Source organism: Mesorhizobium sp. P160187 (assembly GCF_057766425.1).
Window position 1 is genome coordinate 275,280 of the sequence record NZ_JBYMDX010000004.1, and the last position, 21,264, is coordinate 296,543.

Consider the following 21,264-nt stretch of genomic DNA (forward strand, 5'->3'; position numbering starts at 1 on the left):
GGGTCCGGAAGAGAATTGATCCGACCTAGCTGGATATTGCTTCTGGAATGACCGATCCGGTGTTCTTCGCGCCATCACGCCGGTATACGGCTGGCGAAGTCGCGAATCTGACCGGCGCATCGCTTGTCGATTCCGATTTTGCCCACATATCGATCGATGCGTTGGCGCCAGCCAATGAAGGCGGCGAGGGTGCGCTCGTCTTCGTCGACGGCAAGCGCAATTTCGCGCTGATGCAGTCGCTGAAGGCGGCGGCCGTGTTTTGTCCCGCCGAGTTCGCGGGCAAGGCGCCGGCCGGCATCGCGGTTCTGGTTCATCCGCGCCCGCAGCAGGCCTTCGCCATGATCGGCCGGCTGCTGTTCCCGACGGCGGCTACGCCGGGACCGATGACCAGCGAAACCGGGGTCTCGCCGCAAGCTCATGTCGATGCCTCGGCGCATATCGAGGCCGGGGCGATCATCGAGGCCGGAGCGGTCATCGGCCCCCGCGCTTCCATCGGCAGCGGAACGGTCATTGCCCCCCACGCCGTTATCGGCCCCTCCTGCCAGATCGGCCGTGACGGCTACATTGGGCCGGGTGTCAGTGTTCAGTATGCGCTGATCGGCAACCGCGTCATCATTCATGGCGGCGCCAGGATAGGCCAGGACGGCTTCGGCTTTGTCGGCGGCGCCAAAGGCCCTGAGCGTGTGCCGCAGGTCGGCCGCGTCATCATCCAGGACGATGTCGAAATCGGCTCGAACACGACCGTCGATCGCGGCGCCATGTCGGATACGGTCATCGGTCAGGGCACCAAGATCGACAATCTGGTGCAGATCGCCCATAACGTTCGCATCGGCCGCAATTGCATTATTGCCGGGCTCTCTGGTATTTCCGGCTCCGTCACTGTCGGCGACGGTGTCACCATGGGCGGCGGCGTTGGCCTTGCCGATCATTTGACCATCGGATCAGGGGCCAAGCTTGCTGCAAGAAGCGGGTTCATGAGCAACGTGCCGGCGGGCGAGATCTGGGGAGGCTATCCGGCGCAGCCGATGGCGGAAGCCATGCGCGAGATCGCCATGCTGAGGAAGCTCGCCAGGACGCGCAAGCAGGGCGAAGGGGGAAGTAGCTGAGATGGTGCCGGCGACGCTCGAAGCGGTCGATATATTGGGTTTGATGAAGCTTTTGCCGCATCGCTATCCCTTCCTGATGATCGATCGCATCATCGAAATCGACGGCAATGATTCTGCCATCGGCATCAAGAACGTGACCATCAATGAGCCGCATTTCCAGGGCCATTTCCCGGATCAGCCGGTGATGCCGGGCGTGCTCATCGTCGAGGCCATGGCGCAGACCGCCGGCGCGATCTGCATCCGTAACCTCAACACGGAAAAGCCGTCGCTGGTCTATTTCCTGACCATCGATAATGCGAAATTCCGCAAACCGGTCGTCCCGGGCGACCAGTTGAAAATCCACGTCAAGAAAATCAAGATGCGCGGCAACCTGCTCAAATTCGCCTGCGAGGCCATGGTGGAGGGCACAAAGGCCGCCGAAGCCGAGATCGCGGCAATGATGGTTACCGGCTGACGGTTCGAAATGCTCATGAAAATACAGACTTCAATCCACCCCTCGGCCGTCATCGAGGCCGGCGCTCAGATCGGCGAAGGCGCCGCAATAGGACCTTTCTGCTATGTCGGCGCTGACGCCGTGATCGGTGACCGCGTCGAACTGGTCAGCCATGTCTCGGTGCTGGGCGCGACAACCATTGGCGCCGCGACCAAGGTCTATCCAATGGCGACACTGGGCGGACCGCCGCAGAACACCAAGCACAAGGGCGGCCGCACCACTTTGGTCATCGGCCAGAACTGCACGATCCGCGAAGGCGTGACCATGCATCTCGGCACCGATTCCAGCCGCGGCGAGACGACCGTCGGCGACAACGGCAATTTCCTTGCCTATGCTCACATTGCCCATGATTGCGTCGTCGGTAAAAACGCCACCTTCGCCAATGGCGCGACCCTGGGCGGCCATTGCGAGGTCGGTGACAGCGTCTATATTGGCGGCCTCAGCGCCGTTCATCAGTTCGTGCGTGTTGGTGACAACGCCTTTCTCGGCGGCTGCTCGGCTTTTGTCGGCGATGTCATTCCCTACGCCATTGCGGTGGGCAATCGCGCCAGCCTGCGTGGACTCAACATCATCGGCCTGAAGCGCGCCGGGTTGCCGCGCGCCGAAATCTACCTGCTGCGCAAGGCTTACAAGACCATCTTCGACCGCTCCCGCACTGTCGGCGAGAACATCGAATTCGCCAAGGCCGAGTTTGAGTCGTCGCCGACGGCCATGAAAATCATCGATTTCATCACCAGTCGCGGCAAGCGGCATTTTGCCGTCCCGTCGCTTAAGGGTGGCGACGGCGACGATGCCGATGACGAAGGCTGAGGCCACTTCAACGGGCCTCGATCTTGCGCCGGACGCCAGGGTCGGCATCATTGCCGGCGGCGGTAGCTTGCCGGTCGAAGTTGCCGCCGGCCTGGCGGAGGCCGGACATCCGCCCGTCATCATCCTGGTCGAAGGTCAGGCCGACCGTCAGTCCGACCTCACAATCTATGAGCATGAAAGCCTTGCGCTGGAAGACATCGGCTCGCTGGTTGCGTTGCTGAGGCGCCGGCGGATCACCCATCTTGTGCTTGCCGGCGAGATCAGGCGCAGGCCGCGGTTGGTCGACATGCGTCCGAACCTTGGGCTACTGGCACTTATACCCTCGCTCGCCATGGCGCTTGCCCGCGGCGATGACGGGCTGTTGAAGATATTGACCCGCGGCCTGGAGGCACGGGGCGTCAAGGTTGTCGGTGCGCATGAAGTCGTGCCCCGGCTCGTCGCGGCCGAAGGGCCGCTGACCAAAGCAGTGCCGCGAAAGTCCGACTGGCGCGATATCGAGGCGGCACACGCGGCGGCAAAGGCCATCGGCGCGCTCGACATTGGTCAGGCGGCAATTGCCATCGGTGGCCGCACTGTTGCCCTGGAAGGCGTCGAGGGCACCCACGGACTGCTCGAGCGGACGCAGCAGTTGCGCGGCCATGGCAGGCTGGCCGGCAAGACGCGCGGTGTCCTGGTCAAATGCGCCAAGCCTGGCCAGGAATTGCGTGCCGATCTGCCATCTATTGGCCCCCAGACCGTCGAGGCGGCGCATGCCGCGGGGCTCGCCGGCATTGCCGTCGAAGCCGGCCGTTCGCTCATCCTCGAAGGCCCCGCCGTTCTCGCGCGCGCCAATGCGCTCGGCCTGTTCGTGTTCGGCCTGCCGGCTGCGGAGTCTGTCCATGGCAGCTGAGAAGCCGCTGAAGATTGCCATCGTCGCCGGCGAAGAATCCGGCGACCTGCTGGGCGCCGACATCGTGCAGGCGCTGAAGCGCATGACCGGGCGCGAGGTGCAACTCGTCGGCACTGGCGGGCGGCATCTGCAGGCGCTCGGACTGGCGCCGCTGTTCGACGGCGCCGAGATCGCGCTGATGGGGCTCAGCGCCATCCTGCGTGACTTGCCGCGCCTGATGCGGCGGATCAGCCAGACCGCAAGTGCTGTCGCCGCCGAAAAACCCGACTGTCTGATCACCATCGACAGCCCCGATTTCTCGCTGCGCGTCGCCAAAAAGATCCGCGCCGCCGATCCGTCGATCCCGATCGTCCATTATGTCTGCCCGAGCGTCTGGGCGTGGCGGCCGGGTAGGGCGGCAGCGATGAAGCCCTATGTCGACCACATACTGTGCATCCTGCCTTTCGAGGTAAAGGAGCTCAGCCGTCTCGGCGGCCCGCCTGGCACTTACGTCGGACATCGCCTCACGCATGATCCAGGCGTGCAGGGCGCGGCCAGGGCGCAAGCCCAGCCGCGCGGTCTCTCGGCCGATCGCGTCAAGACGCTGCTCGTCCTGCCGGGGTCGCGGCGCGGCGAGGTCAGCCGGCTTATCGGTCCGTTCGGCGAGACGGTGTCGGCGCTGCGCGCGCGCGGCCACCGGCTGCGGCTGTTGCTGCCGACGGTGCCGCACGTCGCCGAACTGGTCAAGACATCGGTGGCGCGCTGGGACCAGGAGCCGGAAATCATCCTCGATCCCGAGCGCAAATGGCAGGCCTTCGGCAAGGCCGATGCGGCGCTGATTGCGTCTGGAACGGTGTCACTGGAACTGGCGTTGTCGGGTGTACCGATGATCTCTTGCTACAAGTTCGATCCGATCATGCTGATGGCGCAGAGCCTGATCACGGTGTGGAGCGCTGCTTTGCCCAACCTTATTGCCGACCGGCCGGTCGTGCCGGAAAGCTACAACCAGTATGTGCGGCCGCACTATCTGGCGCGGCAGCTCGAGGCACTGTTCTCAGACACCGCCTACCGCGCTTGGCAAAAGGACGGCTTTGGCGAGGTTGCCAGACGCATGGCCACCGACAGGCCCTCCGGCGACATCGCCGCCGATGTCGTTCTTCGCCACATCGGGAGAGCGAATAGGCCTTAGTGAATGGTGAATAGTGAATAGTGAATAGTGAATAGGATTAACGCGCTCTCGCCTATAATCAAGCTGCTACTTACTACCTGCTATTCACTACTTACCATTCACCATTCACTCTCTTTCACCTTTTCGCAATCGGCACGTAGTCGCGTTCCGGCGCGCCGGTGTAGAGCTGGCGCGGACGGCCGATCTTCTGGTGGGGATCCTCGATCATTTCCTTCCACTGCGCGATCCAGCCGACGGTGCGCGCGACCGCGAACAGCACGGTGAACATGGTGGTGGGGAAGCCCAGCGCCTTCAGCGTGATGCCGGAATAGAAATCGACGTTCGGATAGAGCTTCTTCTCGATGAAGTAGGAATCCGTCAGCGCGATCTTTTCCAGCTCCATGGCGATGTCGAGCAGCGGATCGTCCTTGATGCCGAGTTCGCCGAGCACCTCATGCGCCGTCTTCTGCATGATCTTCGCGCGAGGATCGTAGTTCTTGTATACGCGGTGGCCGAAGCCCATCAGCCGGAACGGATCGTTCTTGTCCTTGGCGCGGGCGATGAATTCCGGGATGTGGTCGACATGGCCGATCTCGCCCAGCATGTTGAGCGCGGCCTCGTTGGCGCCGCCATGCGCCGGGCCCCACAGGCAGGCGATGCCGGCGGCGATGCAGGCGAACGGATTGGCGCCCGACGAGCCTGCAAGCCGCACGGTCGAGGTCGAGGCGTTCTGTTCGTGGTCGGCATGCAGAATGAAGATGCGCTCCATGGCGCGCGCCAGCACCGGATTGATCTTGTATTCCTCGCACGGCACCGCAAAGCACATATGCAGGAAGTTGGCGGCGAAGTTCAGCTCGTTCTTCGGGTAAATGAAGGGCTGGCCGATATGGTATTTGTAGGCCATGGCCGCAATCGTCGGCATCTTGGCGATCAGCCGCATCGAGGCGACCATGCGCTGATACGGATCCGAAATGTCGGTGGAGTCGTGATAGAAGGCCGACAGCGCGCCGACCACGCCGCACATCACAGCCATCGGATGCGCGTCGCGGCGAAAGCCGGTGAAGAAGCGCGACATCTGCTCGTGCACCATGGTGTGGCGCGTTACCCGGTAGTCGAAATCGTCCTTCTGCGCCTTGGTCGGCAGTTCGCCGTAGAGCAGGAGGTAGCAGACTTCGAGGAAGTCGCCATGCTCGGCCAGCTGGTCGATGGGATAGCCGCGGTGAAGCAGGATGCCGGCATCGCCGTCGATGAAGGTTATCGCCGACTCGCAGCTCGCCGTCGAAGTGAAGCCGGGATCGTAGGTGAAGGCGCCGGTGGTGTTGTAGAGCGCACCGATGTCGATGACGTCGGGCCCGACCGACCCGCTTCGCACCTTGAATTCATGCGTCTTGCCGGCCAGTTCGAGCGTGGCAGTCGACGGGTGCGTCGTCTTGCTGCCGGTTTCCAGTCTTGTCGCAGCTTCGCTCATTCTCAAACTCCTTCATGTTCCTCATGCCGGCAAGGCAATTCCTGCAAACGACACGTCGAAATCACCGGAATGCGCGAACTCGCCACCGCATTTTGGGAGGTGCGTGCCTGATTGGGCCAAGGCCTAATGTTGCACTGCGAAACCCGCCTTTCAATGCCAATCTTTTTGGGCCAGCTCGCTCCTAATCGATTTGATCCGCAATCCGGGCCAGGCTTTCCTCGCGGCCAAGCACGGCAAGCACGTCGAACACGCCGGGCGAGGTGCTACGGCCGGTCAGGGCCGCCCGGAGCGGTTGGGCCACGGCGCCGAGCTTGTGGCCGCCGGCCGTTGCGAACTCGCGCACCGCGGCTTCAGCCGCGGCAGCCGACCAATCGCCCGAAACAGTCTGCAAAGCGGCATGTGCGCCGCGCAGGATCGCGCGCGCGTCGGCACTGAGCAGTGCTGCCGCCTTCTCGTCGATCGGCAGCGGCCGCTCGACGAACAGGAAGGCCGCGCCATCGGCCAGTTCCACCAGCGTCTTGGCGCGCTCTTTCAGGCCCGGCAAGGCGGCCAGCAGCTGCGCCTTCCTGGCGTCGTCGAGACGGGCGGCGATAGCAGATCCGCTTTCCAGGTATGGCAGAGTGGCGACGAAAATGTCGAACAGCTCGGTATCGGCCATCTTGCGCATATGCGCGCCGTTGATTGACTCGAGCTTGGCGAAGTCGAAGCGCGCCGCACCCTTGTTGACATCGCCGATGTCGAACCACGAAATCATGTCCTTGATCGACATGATCTCGTCGTCGCCATGGCTCCAGCCGAGCCGCGCCAGATAGTTGAGCAGTGCCTCGGGCAGATAGCCCATGGCGCGATAAGCCTCGACACCGAGTGCGCCGTGCCGCTTCGACAGCTTGGCGCCGTCGGCGCCGTGGATCAGCGGGATATGCGACATCGACGGGACGTCCCAGCCCATGGCGTTGTAGATCACCGTCTGGCGCGCGGCGTTGGTCAGATGGTCGTCGCCACGGATGATGTGGGTGACGCCCATGTCATGGTCGTCGACGACGACGGCATGCATGTAGGTCGGATTGCCGTCCGAGCGCAGGATGATGAAATCGTCGAGGTCCTTGTTGGGGAAGCGCACCTCGCCCTGCACACGGTCGTGCACCACGGTTTCGCCCTCGGTCGGCGCCTTGATGCGGATGGCGCCCTTGACGCCGGGAGGCGCCTCCGAGGGGGCACGATCGCGCCACGCGCCATTGTAGCGCGGCGGCAGGCCCTTGGCGCGTGCGGCCTCGCGCATCGCCTCAAGTTCGGCAGGCGTCTCGTAGCTGTAATAGGCCTTGCCCAGGCGCACCAGCTCCTCGGCCACCTCACGGTGGCGCGGCGCGCGCTCGAACTGCGATATGGCCTCACCGTCCCAGGAAAGGCCGAGCCAGGTCAGCCCATCCAGAATGGCCTGTGTCGCCGCCTCGTTGAAGCGTTCGCGGTCGGTGTCCTCGATGCGCAGCACCATCGTGCCGCCGGTGTGCTTGGCGTACAGCCAGTTGAACAGCGCCGTGCGCGCGCCGCCGATATGCAGATAGCCGGTGGGCGAGGGGGCAAAACGGGTGACGACTGTGTCGGACATGGAATTCTCGGGAACCTTGGAAAGCGGGGCGTGATCGCGCGGACTTTCGCGCTTTGCGCGTTCATGTAGCATAGGGGGTCTGGGGCGCAAGGGGCAGACCCGATGGCTGGACGTGGCCGGGGCACGTCGGCAATTATCGGTTGCGTCAACTGGCGCTGGAGCCTTGTAGCACAAAATCTGTTCGCACCTCCGCGCAACCTCGTTTGGCAGCAGCGTCAATGTCTGGGTTTCATTCGGCTGCAGCGTCCGTCACAGTGCCTGGAACATCGCTGCGACGGTGGTGCCCCCTCTGACGAGCGGACATTTCTTCACGGAGGCGGCACTGCCCGACTACAACGCCGCCGTGACAGCGTTGGCTTGGTCACGCATATTGACCTTTCTGCAATCATTATCGTGAACACCGCAACCTGTGTGCAGTCCGGTCTCGCCACTAAGGAGGCATGATTGAAAGAAGGACTACCGATGACCAGAAACGCCGACCATACGGAGGGTGATCCGTTCTACCATGGTACCCGGGCGGATTTGAAACCCGGGGATCTGCTGAGCGTCGGCCACCCTTCTAATTTCAGAGGTAAACCACTGTCATGGATCTATTTCACCCAGACACTGGAAGCCGCCATCTGGGGAGCAGAGCTTGCAACGGGTGACGGTCGTCAAAGGATTTACATCGTAAAGCCGACGGGGTTTTTTATGGATGACCCTAACCTGACCGATAAAAAATTTCCCGGTAATCCGACGAAATCCTACCGCTCCCGTGATCCGTTACTCATCCTGGGGGAGCTCGCTGAATGGCAGGGTCATACACCCGAACAATTGAAGGCAATGCACGATGGGCTTGCTCGCCTGAGGGCGGAGGGCCGAGATATGATTGAGGATTGAGCGTCCTTGGCGGGTCAATTCCGGCGCGGTGGACGCGACCGCACGGACTTTCGCGCTTTGCGCGTTCATGTAGCATAGGAGGTCTGGGGCGCAAGGGGCAGACCCGATGGCTGGACGTGGCCGGGGCACGAAGGAAGGCGAAGGCGCCGAGGCAAGCGTCAGCGAACGCTCGCTGTTTGCCGATAGTCCCTATGCCGAGCCGCTGCCCCTCGCGCTGCCTGAGCCGCATCCCGGCGTCGCTCCTGCGCTGCCCGGTCACGCGTTGCCGGCGCAAGTCACAGCGCCCGGATCTATCGCCCGTCTGCGCAGACGGCTTCGCCGTCCGTCATGGCCCGCGCTCCGCCGCAGCCTTGCCGTGGCCGCCAACACGGAGCTCGACCGGGGCGTCGCCTTCCTGCTGGTGCCGGTTTTCCTGGCGGCCGGCGTCATCATTTATTTCTCGCTGGCCGGCGAGCCCGGCTTTGCGCAGCCAATCGCCATTGTGGTGCTGGCGACATGTTGCGCTGTCGCCACGCGACCTCGGCCGAGGACGCATCTGTTCTGCATGGCCGCGATGCTGTGCGCGCTCGGCGTCGTCGCCGCCAAAGTCGAGACCTGGCGCGCCGGAACGCAGATGCTCGGCTCCGAGATCCAGACACGGCTGACCGGCCGCGTCGTCAGTCTCGAACAGATGGAGAGCGGGCGCATCAGGCTGACGCTTGACGTGGTTTCGACCGCTTACCCCAAGCTGCGCTACGCCCCGGAGCGGGTCAGGCTCTCGGCGCGGACCGTTCCCGCCGATATGACCGCCGGCTCCCTGATCACCGGCTATGCCAGGCTGTTGCCGCCGACCGGTCCGGTGCGGCCGGAGAGCTACGATTTCTCCTTCGACAGCTATTTCACCGGTATCGGCGGCAGCGGCTTCTTTCTCGGCAATCCGAAAACCATTGCTACGCAGGGACCGCCGCCGCTGACCGCGCGGCTTTCCTCGGCAATCGAGAACGCGCGCGAAAACATTGCCGACCATATCAGGGGCAAGATCGGCGGCGCCGAAGGCGAGATTGCCGCGGCGCTGATTGTCGGCGTGCGCGCCGGCATCCCGGACGAGGTCAACGAAGCGATGCGGCGCACCGGCATCTACCACATCATCTCCATCTCCGGCCTGCATATGGCGCTGGTTGCCGGCACCATCATGGCGTTGCTGCGCGGCGCCTTTGCGCTGTTTCCGGATTTCTCCTCGCGCCGGCCGGTGAAGAAATATGCAGCAGTGGCAGCACTCGTCTCCATCGCCGCCTATCTCGTCATTTCAGGCATCGTGGTGGCTGCCGAGCGCAGTTTCATCATGCTGGCGGTCATGCTTGTCGCCGTGCTGTTTGATCGCGCCGCACTCACCATGCGCAATCTGGCGATCTCCGCCATGGCCGTCATCCTGGTGTCGCCGCACGAGGTGGTCGGTCCCAGCTTCCAGATGTCGTTTGCCGCCACTGCCGCCCTTGTCGGCGCCTATGCCGGCTGGGCCGATTACCGCGCCGACAAGGTGAGAACGCCACCGGCAAAGCGCTCCTTCGTCGGCTTCCTGTCGCGAAAATTCGCGCTGGCCATGGGCGGCCTCGCCATGACCTCGATCATCGCCGGCAGTGCAACCTTGCTGTTCGCCATCTGGCATTTTCAGCGTGTGTCGCCGCTCAGCCTGATCGCCAATCTGGCCGTGATGCCGATTGTATCGTTGATCGTCATGCCGTTTGCCGTGCTCAGCGCGCTGGCGATGCCGTTCGGCGCCGACGGACCGTTCCTCTATGTGATGGGCAAAGGCCTGACGGCGATGATCGCCATATCGGCCTGGATTTCCGAGCGCTCGCCGGTCGATGCCGTCGGGTTGATTTCCATCCGCTCGGTGCTGCTGGTGACGGTCGCCCTCGTCATCGCCACCATGGCCACCACCTGGCTCAGGCTGGCGGCCGTGCCTTTCGCGCTGGCCGGCCTGTTGACGGTGCCGCAGGTGCTTACGCCCGACGTGCTCATATCCGAGGATGCGCATCTGGTGGCCATGCCGATCGGTGGCGGCGAACTCGCCCTCAACCGCGAACGCTCCAACGAATTCACCACGGACAATTGGAAACGGGCGCTGCGGGCCGAAACCATTATCCCACCTGAGATTTTCGAGGCAACAGATACGCGGTTCGATCTCGATCCGCTCGATCTGCCGCCCGGCTCGCCCTTCTATTGCACCGGCGATCTCTGTATCGCCCGGCACCCTTCCGGAGCCATTGTAGCGCTTGCGAAAGACCGCAAGACGGCGCGGCCGGCCTGTGCCTTCGCGAGCCTGATCGTCATCGATGACGCCACCGCCTACAATCCGTGCCGCGACCCGCTGGTCTTGGTCGTGACGAAGAAACAACTCGCCCGCGACGGCAGCGCCGCCGTCTTCTTCGATCCACAATCGGCAGCGATAGCGCCAACGATCCACTTCGCCGTCGACAAGCCTTATCGCCCCTGGCACGAGCAGCGCCGCTTCTCACGCGAAGCCCGAGGCCTGCCGCCCTACAAGCAGCGTGAAAAGTACAAACCTAAGCCGGCTCAGTAACGCCTGATCAGCCCCACCAGCTTGCCTTGCACCTTGACCCTGTCGGGGCCGAAGATGCGGGTTTCGTAGGCCGGGTTTGCGGCTTCCAGCGCGATCGAGGCGCCCTTGCGGCGGAAGCGTTTCAGGGTCGCTTCCTCGTCGTCGACCAACGCCACCACGATCTCGCCGGGGCTGGCAGTGTCGGCATTGCGGATGATGACCGTATCGCCGTCGAAAATGCCGGCTTCGATCATCGAATCGCCCTTGACCTCGAGCGCGTAGTGTTCGCCGCCCATGATCATGTCGGGCGGCACCGAGATCGAATGGGTCTGATGCTGGATGGCGTCGATCGGCACGCCGGCGGCGATGCGTCCCATCACCGGGATTGAAATCGAGGAAACGGCATCGTCATTGCCGGCAGACATCGAACGCGACGGCGAGCCCGGCTTGATCTGGCGGCCGAGACCGCCTTGGCCCATCCCGCCTTGTCCCTGGCCGCCTTGCCCTTGGCCGGCTTGACCAAGACTGCCCTGAATGACGCTCGGTGAAAACTTCCTCGCCGCGTTGAGGCCTGGCGCGATCGAGTCGGGTAGCCGCAGCACTTCCAGCGCGCGCGCCCGGTTCGGCAGCCGGCGAATGAAACCGCGCTCCTCAAGCGCTGTGATCAGTCGGTGGATGCCGGACTTGGAGGCGAGGTCGAGCGCTTCCTTCATCTCGTCGAAGGACGGCGGGATTCCGCTCTCCTTCAGGCGTTCATGGATGAACATCAGAAGCTCATGTTGTTTGCGCGTCAGCATCGCGGCCCCCAAGGGTTCTGAAACCAGAATCAGAAAAAACAAACCCAGAACAAACACTATCTGTTCCAGTTGTGTTCCGCAACCTTTTAAAGTTTAATGAATGTGTTGACGTTTTGTTCAGCGTAACGTTCGGCACCGCGAGCGGCGCTCGTAGTCGTTGGCCGGCAACGCGGTGAAACGAAGACAAAGTGCCCTGCGTCGTCGGCTATGATCGCCGCTTCCCTTTCGGACGGGGCTGCGCAGCATCCGCGCCGGGTTCGCTCTGGGCATAGACCTGCAGCGTGTAGCCGATGTGAGCGGTCATCAGAGTTTTCGCACGTTCGACGTCGCGATCGAGGGCCGCTTCCATCAGGGCGGTATGGTGTTCGATCGCCACGGCGTCGCGCAGGGCCGCCACGGCCTTCCGGTGTCCATCCGTGCGGCCGGCGGCGGCGCGCAGCGTCGGGGCCAGACCCAGAAAGCGGTGATGGCGATGCAATTGGTCGGAAATCGTTGCATTGAAGCGCAGCAGCCAGCTGGATGTCGCGGCACTGAGCAGCGCCGCATGGAAGGCATCGTGTTTTTCGTACCACCCGTCGACCGCATCATCCGATGGATCGTCGAGAACAGACCCGCACCGTGAGAGACGATAGTGGGCGGCAACGACCGCGTCTTCCCACTCACGGTCGCCCTTCTCGATCGATTCCACCAGCAGGGGCAGTTCGACCACCAGCCGCGCACGCGCCAAATCCTCGAGCTCCGCCCGAGAGACGGGAGCGACCGCAAACCCGCGGTTGCTGATGGCGGTCACAAGCCGTTCCGCCTCCAGCCGCGACAGCGCCTCGCGCAACGGCGTCCAGCCGATGCCGTAGGTGTTGCGCAGCGTGCTCAGCTTCAACGGCGCGGCAGGCGCCAGCCGGGTCGCAAGAATATCGCGCCTGAGCAGGCGATAGGCCACTTCCGTCTTCGAGGTCTGCTCGTCATCCAGCATCGTGATCCATCAGACATAAACGCTCGGCGGATCATTATATATCAAAGCCTTTCAATGGGTGAATTATATATAATGTTTGACAGCTCAAGGGCGACCACTCAAGATCGCCGGCATGTTTGGGCGGCAGGCTCCGCCGCGCGCGTTTGTCCATGGAGGGGCGCCGGATCATGAGCACGACACCCGATCTCGCTACAATCGAAGCAATGGATGCCGCCGATCCGCTGCGCTCCATGCGTGAACGCTTTGTCTTGCCGCAAGGCGTGATTTATCTCGACGGCAATTCGCTGGGTGCCGCGTCACCAGCCGTCTTCAGCGAATTGCAACAGGCCGCCACGCAGGAATGGGCGCACGACCTCATTCGCGCCTGGAACACGGCTGGCTGGTTCAACATGCCGGTGGAACTGGGAGATCAGCTCGGACGACTGATCGGCGCGGCTGACGGGCAGACGGTGGTCTGCGACACAACCTCGATCAACATCTACAAGCTGCTGCACGCCGCGCTCGGCATGCGGCCGAATCGGTCGGTCATCGTTGCCGAGGGCGACAGTTTCCCGACCGACCTCTACATGGCCGAAGGCGTCGCCTCGACCCGGCCGGGAACGCGGCTGCGGCTGGAGGGCGTCGACGCGGCCGCAATCGAGGATCTGATCGACGACAGCGTTGCCGTCATCCTGGTCAACCACGTCAACTACAAATCCGGCCAGTTGCGCGACATGGCGGCGCTGACGCGCAAGGCACATGACGCCGGCGCGCTGATCATCTGGGATCTCTGCCACACCGCCGGTGCCTTGCCGGTCGAACTCGACCGTGCCAATGCCGATTTCGCTGTCGGCTGCACCTACAAATACCTCAATGGCGGCCCGGGCTCGCCGGCCTTCATCTACGCGGCCGAGCGCCACCATGGTGACATCAGGCAGCCGCTCAGCGGCTGGTGGGGCCATGCGCGGCCGTTTGCCTTCGAGCAGGGCTTTGCCGTTGGGAGCGGGATCCGCCGCTTCCTGTGCGGAACGCAGCCGGTGCTGTCGATGCGGGCGCTCAAAGGCGCGCTCGATATCTGGAACGACGTCGACATGGCGGCGGTGCGCAGAAAAAGCATCGCGCTGACCGACCTGTTTATCCAGCTCGTCGAAGCCAGATGCGGCGCCTACGGGCTTGAACTGGAAAGTCCTCGCGACGGCAGCCAGCGCGGCAGCCAGGTGTCGTTCCTCCACCCGCATGGCTACCAGGTGATGCGGGCGCTGATCGAGCGCGGCGTGATCGGCGATTTTCGGGCGCCGTCGACCATCCGTTTCGGCTTCACGCCGCTCTATGTCGGTTATGGCGATGTCTGGCAGGCGGTCGAAGCGCTGGAGGATATTTTGCGCACCGGCGCCTGGCAGGACGCCCGCTTCGCGGTGAAGACCGCGGTTACCTGAGAAACTAGAGCAATTTCAGGAAAAGTGTGAAGCGGTTTTCCGTCCGAAATTGCGTCAATCAAAGAGCTAGAGCATTTCGCCGTTTCCGTTAAACGGTGAAATGCTCTAGAGCCGGGTGCGGACCGTCCAGAGCTCCGGAAACAGCACGACCTCCAGCATCTTCTTCAGATAGGAGGCGCCTGAGGTGCCGCCCGTGCCGCGCTTCAAGCCGATGATGCGCTCGACCGTGGTGACGTGGTTGAAGCGCCAGCGGCGGAAATAATCCTCGAAGTCGACCAGCTTCTCGGCCAGTTCGTAGAGCATCCAGTAGCGCTGCGGGTCGCGGTAGACGGTTTGCCAGGCAGCCAGCACTTCTTCGTTCTCGACGCGCGTCTCGCGCCAGTCCGTGCGACTGGCGTCGGCGCCGATGTCGAAGCCATTGCGCGCCAAAAGCAGAAGCGCCTCGTCATAGAGCGACGGCGTGGCCAGGATGGCTTCCAGCCTGTCCGTAAGGTCGGGCCGGTGCTTGTGCGGCCCGAGCATGGCAAGGTTGCGGTTGCCGGCCATGAACTCGATAGCGCGGTACTGCCACGACTGGAAGCCCGAGGATTGGCCGAGCGCGTCGCGAAACTCGGTGTATTCGCTTGGCGTCATCGTGCGCAGCACGTCCCAGGCATTGTTGAGCTGCTCGAAGATGCGCGCGACGCGAGACAGCATCTTGAAGCTCGGTTCGAGGCGGTCGGCGCGGATAGAGCGGATCGCGGCGCCGATCTCGTGCAAAGCGAGCTTCATCCACAATTCCGATGTCTGATGCTGGATGATGAACAGCATCTCGTCATGGGCCGAAGACAGCGGCGCCTGCGCATCGAGCACCTTGTCCAGCTGCAGATAGTCGCTGTAGGACATCCGCTCCTTGAACGACATCTGCGCGCCATCGGACGCCGGATCGTGCGGCTTAATCAATTGCTCTTCTCCGCGCGCAACCGGAATCGCTGGATCTTGCCGGTCTGGGTTTTGGGCAAGGCGTCGATGAACTTCACCGAACGCGGATATTTGTAGGGCGCGATCGTTGCCTTGACGTGGTCCTGCAGGCGTTTGACGGTCAATGCGTCCGGCGAAACACCTTGCACAAGCACGATATGCGCCTCGACGATCTGGCCGCGTTCACCGTCGTCGGCGCCGGTCACCGCGCATTCGGCGACGTCGGGATGCGAGAGCAGCGCCGCTTCGACCTCGGGGCCGGCGATGTTGTAGCCGGCGCTGACGATCATGTCGTCGGAACGCGCGGCGAAGTGGAAGAAGCCATCCTCGTCCTGCGTGAACGTATCGCCGGTGAGATTCCAGCCGTCGCGGACATAGTCCTTTTGCCTGGCATCGGCCATGTAGCGGCAGCCGGTCGGGCCGCGCACCGCCAGCCGGCCAGTAGAGCCGCGCGGCAACTCCCGCATCTCGTCATCGACGATGCGTGCCTGATAGCCGCCGACGGGTTTGCCGGTGGAGGCCGGCTTCATGTCGTCGAAGCGGTTGGAGATGAAGATATGCAGCATCTCGGTGGCGCCGATCCCATCGAGGATCGGCTTGCCGGTCTTCTCAGTCCATTCCTCGAAGACAGGCGCCGGCAGCGTCTCGCCCGCCGAAACCGCGACGCGCAGCGAGGACAGGTCAGCGCCTTGATCCATGGCCTTGAGCATGGCCCGATAGGCGGTTGGAGCGGTGAAGGAAATGGTCGCTTTGTAGGTCTCGATGATGTGGATCATGTTGGGTGGCGTCGCCTGTTCCAGCAGCGTCGCCGCGGCGCCGAAACGCAGGGGGAAGATGGCGAGCCCGCCAAGACCGAAGGTAAAGGCAAGGGGCGGGGAGCCGACGAAGATGTCGTCGGGCGTCACCTCCAGGATTTCGCGGGCATAGGCGTCGGCGACGATCAGCAGGTCGCGGTGGAAATGCATCGTCGCCTTCGGCACGCCGGTGGTGCCGGAGGTGAAGCCGAGCAGCGCGACATCGTCGCGGCCGGTGTTGACGGCAGTGAAGGTGACCGGCTTGTCGAGGGCGGCTCGGTCGAGTTCCGCGTCATGGTTGGCCGTGCCGTCGAAGCCAATGACCTGCTTGAGATACGCATTGCCCTTGGCGCAGGCGGTCATCTCGTCCATCAGCCTCGTATCGCAAAGTGCGACCGTGATTTCCGCCTTGTCGACGATCTTGGCGAGTTCGCCGGCACGCAACATCGGCATGGTGTTGACGACCACCGCGCCCACCTTGGTGGCGGCCAGCCAGCAGGCGACCATGGCCGGATTGTTGGCCGAGCGGATCAGCACCCGGTTGCCCGGCTTGACACCGTAATTCTCGACCAACGCATGGGCGAGCCTGTTGGTCCAGTCGGACAGTTCCTTGTAGGTGCGGCGGCGGCCATTGCCGATCAGCGCGGTGTGGTCGCCGAGGCCTCTTTCGACCAGCCTGTCGGTCAATTCGACGCCGGCATTTATGTGGTCGGGATAGTCGAAGCCGTCGAGCAAAAACTCCGGCCATTGCTCCGGCGGCGGCAGGTTGTCACGCGTGAATGTGTCGATATGCGCTGATGGCCCAAGCATTTTCGGCTGCCCCTGTCTGCCTCGCGCCCATGGCTGAACAAGGCGCAGGATCGCACCAGTCGAAATTTGTTTCAAGCCTAAAATGTTTTTAGGTCGCAGCATTGACGCCGCCCTGTTCGGCGGCCATTCCTGTCGACTGAACTGAAGCCATCCGGGAGGGATGCAGATGCTCCAACATCGTGTTGCCGATTGGGACAATGCCTACGCCAACGGCGACAACATTGCCGGCAGCAATCGCTGGCCGGCCGCGTGGGACACACCGGCACAGGGTTTTCGCGACACAATGTCGGCGTCCGGTCGGGCCAAGCTCGACATCGCCTATGGCGACAGCCCGCGCAACCGGCTCGATCTGTTCCTTCCCGATGTCATGCCCAAAGGGCTCGTCGTCTTCATCCATGGCGGTTACTGGAAGGCGTTCGACAACAAGCCATGGTCGCATCTGGCCAACGGCGCGGTTGCCAATGGCTTTGCCGTGGCAATGCCGACTTACACGCTTTGTCCCGACATACGCATTTCCGGCATCGTCAGGGAAATCGCGGCGGCGATCGGCAAGGCGGCGACGATGGTCGGCGGGCCGGTGATCCTGACCGGGCATTCCGCCGGCGGCCATCTCGCCTCCAGGATGGTGACGACAGCGACGCCTCTGGCCGCCGATGTGGCCGGCCGCATAAGCAATGTCGTCTCGATCTCCGGGGTTCATGATCTGCGGCCGATCATGCGGACGGGGATGAACGCGACACTGGCCATCGATGAAGCGGAAGCACTGGCCGAAAGCCCGGTTCTGCTGCGCCCCATGCAGGGCGCGCGCATCACCTGCTGGGCCGGCGGCGGCGAGCGGGCGGAGTTCCTGCGCCAGAATGCGCTGCTTGCCAACATCTGGATCGGCCTCGGCGCCACGACCAGCACAGTGGTCGAGCCGGACCGGCATCATTTCAGCATTGTCGACGGGCTGGCCGATCCGACACATCCGCTGACGCGGACATTGCTGGCGGAGTGATAACCGGTTTATCTGTTAGAATTAAAGCCTTGAATGCGCGACCTTCAGCGCAACATCAGAACGCTGCAAGCAGCGCCTGCTTCTGCCGCCGGAGCGAAGGGCTCGCGCACGATCAGGCCGTTGGCGTCGGCCAGCATTCTCAGCATCGAGGAATCCTGGATGCCGAATGGCGTCGCCACCAATGCGCCGGCTTCTTCCCGGACCACGGCGCGCACATAGTCTTGCCTTAGATCATTGGCCGGCATCGCGGCGCCAAGCTGAGCCTGGCGGATGTCCTGCCGGTGGGGACGGCCGCCGAGCTGCGCCAACAGCGGCTTCAGGAACAATTGCGAGCAGACCAGGCTCGCCACCGGATTGCCGGGCAGGCCGATGCACCTGATATCGCCCAGCCGCCCGAACATCAGCGGCTTGCCCGGGCGCATGGCGAGCTTCCAGAAGTCGAGCTTCATGCCTTCGCCGGTCAGCACGTCATGAATGAGATCATGGTCGCCGACCGAGGCGCCGCCGAGCGTGACGATGACGTCGGCTTTCGCATCGACCGCCTTTTTCACCAGCGCCGCGATCGCTTCCTTGCGATCGGCCGCTATACCGAGATCGAGCGCGCGAGCGCCGACCGACTGCGCCACAGCAGCGACGCCATAGGCGTTGGACGAGATGATCTGGTCGGGGCCAGGTTCGCTGCCCGGTGGCAGCAATTCGTCGCCGGTGGCGATGATGGCGACCAGCGGCCGTTGCACCACGTTCAACCGGGGATGATTGGCCGACGCCGCCAGCGACAATGCAGCCGGATCGAGCACGCGGCCTTTCTCCAGCAGCACGTCGCCTTGCGCAAAATCCAGTCCAAGGCGGCGGATATTGCGGTTCTTCGCCGTCGGCTCGGTGACCTCGATCCGGCTACCGCCGAGATCGCGGACATTTTCCTGGATGACGATGGTGTCTGCGCCTTCCGGCAGCGGCGCGCCGGTGAAGATGCGCACGGCTTCCGCCTTACCTACAGTGCCGTTAAAGCCCCGCCCTGCGGGCGCCATGCCGATCACCGAAAGCCTCGCCGGAGCGGACGCCACATCCTGCGCCCGTGCGGCATAGCCGTCCATGGCAGATGCATTGAAAGGCGGCTGGGTACGCAGCGCCACGACCGGCTCCGCCATCACCCGGCCGGCCGCATCCGCCAGCGCGACGCTTTCACCGGGCAACGCCACAGCGCCGTCGAGTAGGCGTTGAAGCGCCTCGGCGACCGGAACCAGCGCCATTTACGAACCCGCCTTGTAGCCGCCTGACTTGCCGCCGGTCTTTTCCACCAGCTTTATACCGGAAATCACCATGGCGCGGTCGACCGCCTTGGCCATGTCGTAAATGGTCAGGCACGCGACAGATGCCGCGGTCAGCGCCTCCATCTCGACCCCGGTCTTGCCTGTGACGCGGGCGAGCGCGGTGACCCTGAGGCCGGGCAGCGTGGTGTCCGGTTCGATGTCGACCGACACCTTGGTCAAAAGCAGCGGATGGCAGAGCGGAATCAGCTCATGCGTCTTCTTGGCCGCCATGATGCCGGCAATGCGCGCGGTACCCAGCACATCGCCCTTCTTGGCGTCGCCGTCGAGGATCATCTTCAGGGTTTCGGCCCGCATCGAGACAAAGCCCTCGGCGACCGCCGTGCGCGTCGTCTCCGCCTTCTCGCCGACATCGACCATGTTGGCCTCGCCCTTGGCGCCGAGATGGGTGAGGGCGGCTGCCATCCTCAGATGGCCTCTGCCTTCGCCTTGCCTGTCAAAAGCAGCCGCGTCGCCGCAGCGACATCCTCTTGCCGCATCAGGCTCTCGCCGACGAGGAAGGTGCTGATGCCGGTCTTTTGCATCCTGAAGCAATCGTCGTGGGTGAAAATGCCGCTCTCGCTGACCAGCAATCGGCCGCCCGGCACCATCGACGCCAGCCGTTCCGAGGTCTCGAGGCTGGTCTCGAATGTTCTCAGATTGCGGTTGTTGATGCCGATCAGCTGCGACGAGAGTTTTACCGCGCGCTGCGTCTCGGCCTCGTCATGCACCTCGATCAGCGCGTCCATGCCGAGTTCGAACGCGGTCGCTTCCAATTCGCTCGCCAAGGCATCATCGACGCTGGCCATGATGATCAGGATGGCATCGGCGCCCCATGCGCGAGCCTCGTAGACCTGGTAAGGGTCGAACAGGAAATCCTTGCGCAGCGCGGGCAGGGACACTGCGTTGCGTGCATTGGTGAGAAATTCCGGCGCGCCCTGGAAGGATGGCGCATCGGTCAGCACCGAAAGACAGGCGGCACCGCCTTTCTCATAGGCCTGCGCCAGTGCGGGCGGGTCGAAATCGGCACGGATCAAGCCTTTGGATGGGCTTGCCTTTTTGATCTCGGCGATCAGGCCGAAGCTGCCCGATCTGCGCTTCGCCTCAAGCGCCCTCCGAAAGCCACGCGGTGCGTCGGCATCCTTGGCTCGCGCCTTGATCTCGGCCAACGGTATCCGCGCCTTCGCCGCCGCGATCTCGTCGCGCTTGTAGGCCTCGATCTTGCGCAGAATGTCAGCCACGGCTCATCCGTTCGAAATCTCGACCAGCCTGTCGAGCACGCCCAGCGCCCGGCCGCTGTCGATGGCCTGTGTGGCCGCGGCCATGCCGTCGGCAAGCGTCGTCGCCTTGCCGGCCACCACCATGCCGGCGCCGGCGTTCATCAGCACCGTATCGCGATAGGCCCCGGCAGCACCTCTCAGCATGTCGCGCAACGCCGTGGCATTGTAGGCGGCGTCGCCGCCGCGCAACTCGTCCTTGGTGTGGCGCTGCAGGCCGACGGCTTCCGGGGTGAGCGTGAAATGGCGGATCTCGCCGCCGGCCAGTTCCGCCACCTGCGTTTCGCCGGTGGTGGTGATTTCGTCATAGCCATCCCCATGGACCACCCAGGCATGCTCGGTGCCCAACGCCTTCAATGTCTCGGCCACCGGCACGATCCATTCCGGCAGGAACACGCCGACCATCTGCCTGCTGACGCCAGCCGGATTGGACAGCGGTCCGAGCAGGTTGAAGATGGTACGCGTGCCGAGCTCGACGCGGGTCGGGCCGACATGCTTCATCGCAGGGTGGTGCGCCGGCGCGAACATGAAGCCGACGCCGGCCTCCTGGATGCAGCGGCCGATCACCTCTGGCAGGATATCGATCTTGACGCCGAGCGCGACCAGCACATCGGCAGCGCCCGTCAGCGACGACAGGCCGCGATTGCCGTGCTTGGCGACCGGCACGCCGCAGCCGGCAATGACGAAGGCCGAAGCGGTCGAGATGTTGACTGAATGCGAATTGTCGCCGCCCGTGCCGACAATGTCGATGGCGCCCTCAGGAGCTTCGACGCGCAGCATCTTGGCACGCATGGTGGCGACGGCGCCGGAAATCTCGCTCACGGTCTCCCCGCGCACGCGCAACGCCATCAGGAAGCCGCCGATCTGGCCCGGCGTCGCGTCGCCAGACATGATGATGTCGAAAGCTTCGCGCGCTTCCTCGAAGGTAAGCCCGGTTCCCGTGGCGACCTTGGCGATATGGGTCTTCAGGGCGCTCATTGGGCCAAGACGTTCATTG

Annotated in this window: 19 protein-coding genes; 9 read left to right on the forward strand and 10 right to left on the reverse strand. The window is 63.6% G+C overall.

Going from position 1 to position 21,264, the window contains the following annotated elements; translation table 11 throughout:
- Nucleotides 1–47 precede the first annotated feature (47 nt).
- The 5 genes from lpxD to lpxB are packed head-to-tail and all read left to right on the forward strand — an operon-like array spanning nt 48 to nt 4,466.
- A complete protein-coding gene (gene lpxD / locus AC3CCE_RS18350) occupies nt 48–1,106 on the forward strand; it encodes a UDP-3-O-(3-hydroxymyristoyl)glucosamine N-acyltransferase (protein WP_023684695.1) in 1,059 nt (352 codons plus the stop codon).
- 1 nt (nt 1,107) lies between these two features.
- Nucleotides 1,108–1,560: a 3-hydroxyacyl-ACP dehydratase FabZ gene (gene fabZ, locus AC3CCE_RS18355; protein ID WP_352459337.1), complete on the forward strand. Its 453-nt coding sequence runs from the start codon at nt 1,108–1,110 to the stop codon at nt 1,558–1,560.
- A gap of 15 nt (nt 1,561–1,575) precedes the next feature.
- Nucleotides 1,576–2,409: an acyl-ACP--UDP-N-acetylglucosamine O-acyltransferase gene (gene lpxA, locus AC3CCE_RS18360; protein ID WP_352459336.1), complete on the forward strand. Its 834-nt coding sequence runs from the start codon at nt 1,576–1,578 to the stop codon at nt 2,407–2,409.
- Nucleotides 2,396–3,298 (forward strand): LpxI family protein, encoded by a 903-nt coding sequence (locus tag AC3CCE_RS18365; protein ID WP_023824869.1) that lies wholly within the window; start codon nt 2,396–2,398, stop codon nt 3,296–3,298. The genes lpxA and AC3CCE_RS18365 overlap by 14 nt, the downstream gene beginning before the upstream one ends.
- Nucleotides 3,288–4,466, forward strand: a complete 1,179-nt coding sequence (lpxB, locus tag AC3CCE_RS18370; RefSeq protein ID WP_352459335.1) for a lipid-A-disaccharide synthase — start codon at nt 3,288–3,290, stop codon at nt 4,464–4,466. Before AC3CCE_RS18365 ends, lpxB begins: the two co-directional genes overlap by 11 nt.
- 115 nt (nt 4,467–4,581) lie before the next feature.
- Here lpxB and gltA read toward each other — a convergent pair whose 3' ends face one another.
- On the reverse strand, nt 4,582–5,913 hold the full coding sequence (gene gltA / locus AC3CCE_RS18375; protein ID WP_023671037.1) for a citrate synthase: 1,332 nt from the start codon (nt 5,911–5,913) through the stop codon (nt 4,582–4,584).
- Nucleotides 5,914–6,094: 181 nt separating this feature from the next.
- A complete protein-coding gene (gene gltX, locus AC3CCE_RS18380; RefSeq protein WP_352513707.1) occupies nt 6,095–7,519 on the reverse strand; it encodes a glutamate--tRNA ligase in 1,425 nt (474 codons plus the stop codon).
- Between the two features lie 462 nt (nt 7,520–7,981).
- Here gltX and arr point away from each other — a divergent pair, with 462 nt between their 5' ends.
- Both arr and AC3CCE_RS18390 read left to right on the forward strand, forming a co-directional pair.
- The gene (gene arr / locus AC3CCE_RS18385; RefSeq protein ID WP_023696562.1) at nt 7,982–8,398 is read left to right on the forward strand and encodes an NAD(+)--rifampin ADP-ribosyltransferase; all 417 of its coding nucleotides are present in this window, start codon (nt 7,982–7,984) and stop codon (nt 8,396–8,398) included.
- Nucleotides 8,399–8,504: 106 nt separating this feature from the next.
- Complete coding sequence (locus AC3CCE_RS18390) at nt 8,505–10,961, forward strand: ComEC/Rec2 family competence protein (RefSeq protein WP_352513706.1); 2,457 nt, start codon at nt 8,505–8,507, stop codon at nt 10,959–10,961.
- On the opposite strand, the gene lexA is transcribed toward AC3CCE_RS18390, so the two are convergent.
- Both lexA and AC3CCE_RS18400 read right to left on the reverse strand, forming a co-directional pair.
- Complete coding sequence (lexA, locus tag AC3CCE_RS18395; protein ID WP_023715817.1) at nt 10,955–11,737, reverse strand: transcriptional repressor LexA; 783 nt, start codon at nt 11,735–11,737, stop codon at nt 10,955–10,957. The genes AC3CCE_RS18390 and lexA overlap by 7 nt on opposite strands.
- A gap of 205 nt (nt 11,738–11,942) precedes the next feature.
- Nucleotides 11,943–12,707, reverse strand: a complete 765-nt coding sequence (locus tag AC3CCE_RS18400) for a GntR family transcriptional regulator (RefSeq protein ID WP_352513705.1) — start codon at nt 12,705–12,707, stop codon at nt 11,943–11,945.
- A 167-nt stretch (nt 12,708–12,874) separates the two neighbouring features.
- Here AC3CCE_RS18400 and kynU point away from each other — a divergent pair, with 167 nt between their 5' ends.
- Nucleotides 12,875–14,122 (forward strand): kynureninase, encoded by a 1,248-nt coding sequence (gene kynU / locus AC3CCE_RS18405; protein WP_352513704.1) that lies wholly within the window; start codon nt 12,875–12,877, stop codon nt 14,120–14,122.
- Nucleotides 14,123–14,227: 105 nt separating this feature from the next.
- Here kynU and kynA read toward each other — a convergent pair whose 3' ends face one another.
- Together kynA and AC3CCE_RS18415 are read right to left on the reverse strand one after the other, a co-directional pair.
- Nucleotides 14,228–15,064 carry a tryptophan 2,3-dioxygenase gene (gene kynA / locus AC3CCE_RS18410; protein WP_027049448.1) on the reverse strand — a complete coding sequence of 279 codons (837 nt, stop codon included), beginning with the start codon at nt 15,062–15,064 and terminating at the stop codon, nt 14,228–14,230.
- Complete coding sequence (locus AC3CCE_RS18415; RefSeq protein WP_352513703.1) at nt 15,061–16,686, reverse strand: AMP-binding protein; 1,626 nt, start codon at nt 16,684–16,686, stop codon at nt 15,061–15,063. The genes kynA and AC3CCE_RS18415 overlap by 4 nt, the downstream gene beginning before the upstream one ends.
- Before the next feature lie 166 nt (nt 16,687–16,852).
- On the opposite strand from AC3CCE_RS18415, the gene AC3CCE_RS18420 reads away from it, so the two are divergent.
- Nucleotides 16,853–17,683, forward strand: a complete 831-nt coding sequence (locus AC3CCE_RS18420; RefSeq protein WP_352513702.1) for an alpha/beta hydrolase — start codon at nt 16,853–16,855, stop codon at nt 17,681–17,683.
- Nucleotides 17,684–17,727: 44 nt separating this feature from the next.
- Here the strand turns inward: AC3CCE_RS18420 and AC3CCE_RS18425 are convergent, their stop codons facing one another.
- The 4 genes from AC3CCE_RS18425 to trpD are packed head-to-tail and all read right to left on the reverse strand — an operon-like array spanning nt 17,728 to nt 21,245.
- On the reverse strand, nt 17,728–18,933 hold the full coding sequence (locus tag AC3CCE_RS18425) for a molybdopterin molybdotransferase MoeA (RefSeq protein WP_352513701.1): 1,206 nt from the start codon (nt 18,931–18,933) through the stop codon (nt 17,728–17,730).
- A complete protein-coding gene (moaC, locus tag AC3CCE_RS18430; protein WP_023738722.1) occupies nt 18,934–19,416 on the reverse strand; it encodes a cyclic pyranopterin monophosphate synthase MoaC in 483 nt (160 codons plus the stop codon).
- A gap of 2 nt (nt 19,417–19,418) precedes the next feature.
- A complete protein-coding gene (gene trpC / locus AC3CCE_RS18435) occupies nt 19,419–20,231 on the reverse strand; it encodes an indole-3-glycerol phosphate synthase TrpC (RefSeq protein WP_352513700.1) in 813 nt (270 codons plus the stop codon).
- A gap of 3 nt (nt 20,232–20,234) precedes the next feature.
- Nucleotides 20,235–21,245: an anthranilate phosphoribosyltransferase gene (gene trpD, locus AC3CCE_RS18440; RefSeq protein ID WP_023684712.1), complete on the reverse strand. Its 1,011-nt coding sequence runs from the start codon at nt 21,243–21,245 to the stop codon at nt 20,235–20,237.
- Nucleotides 21,246–21,264 lie beyond the last annotated feature (19 nt).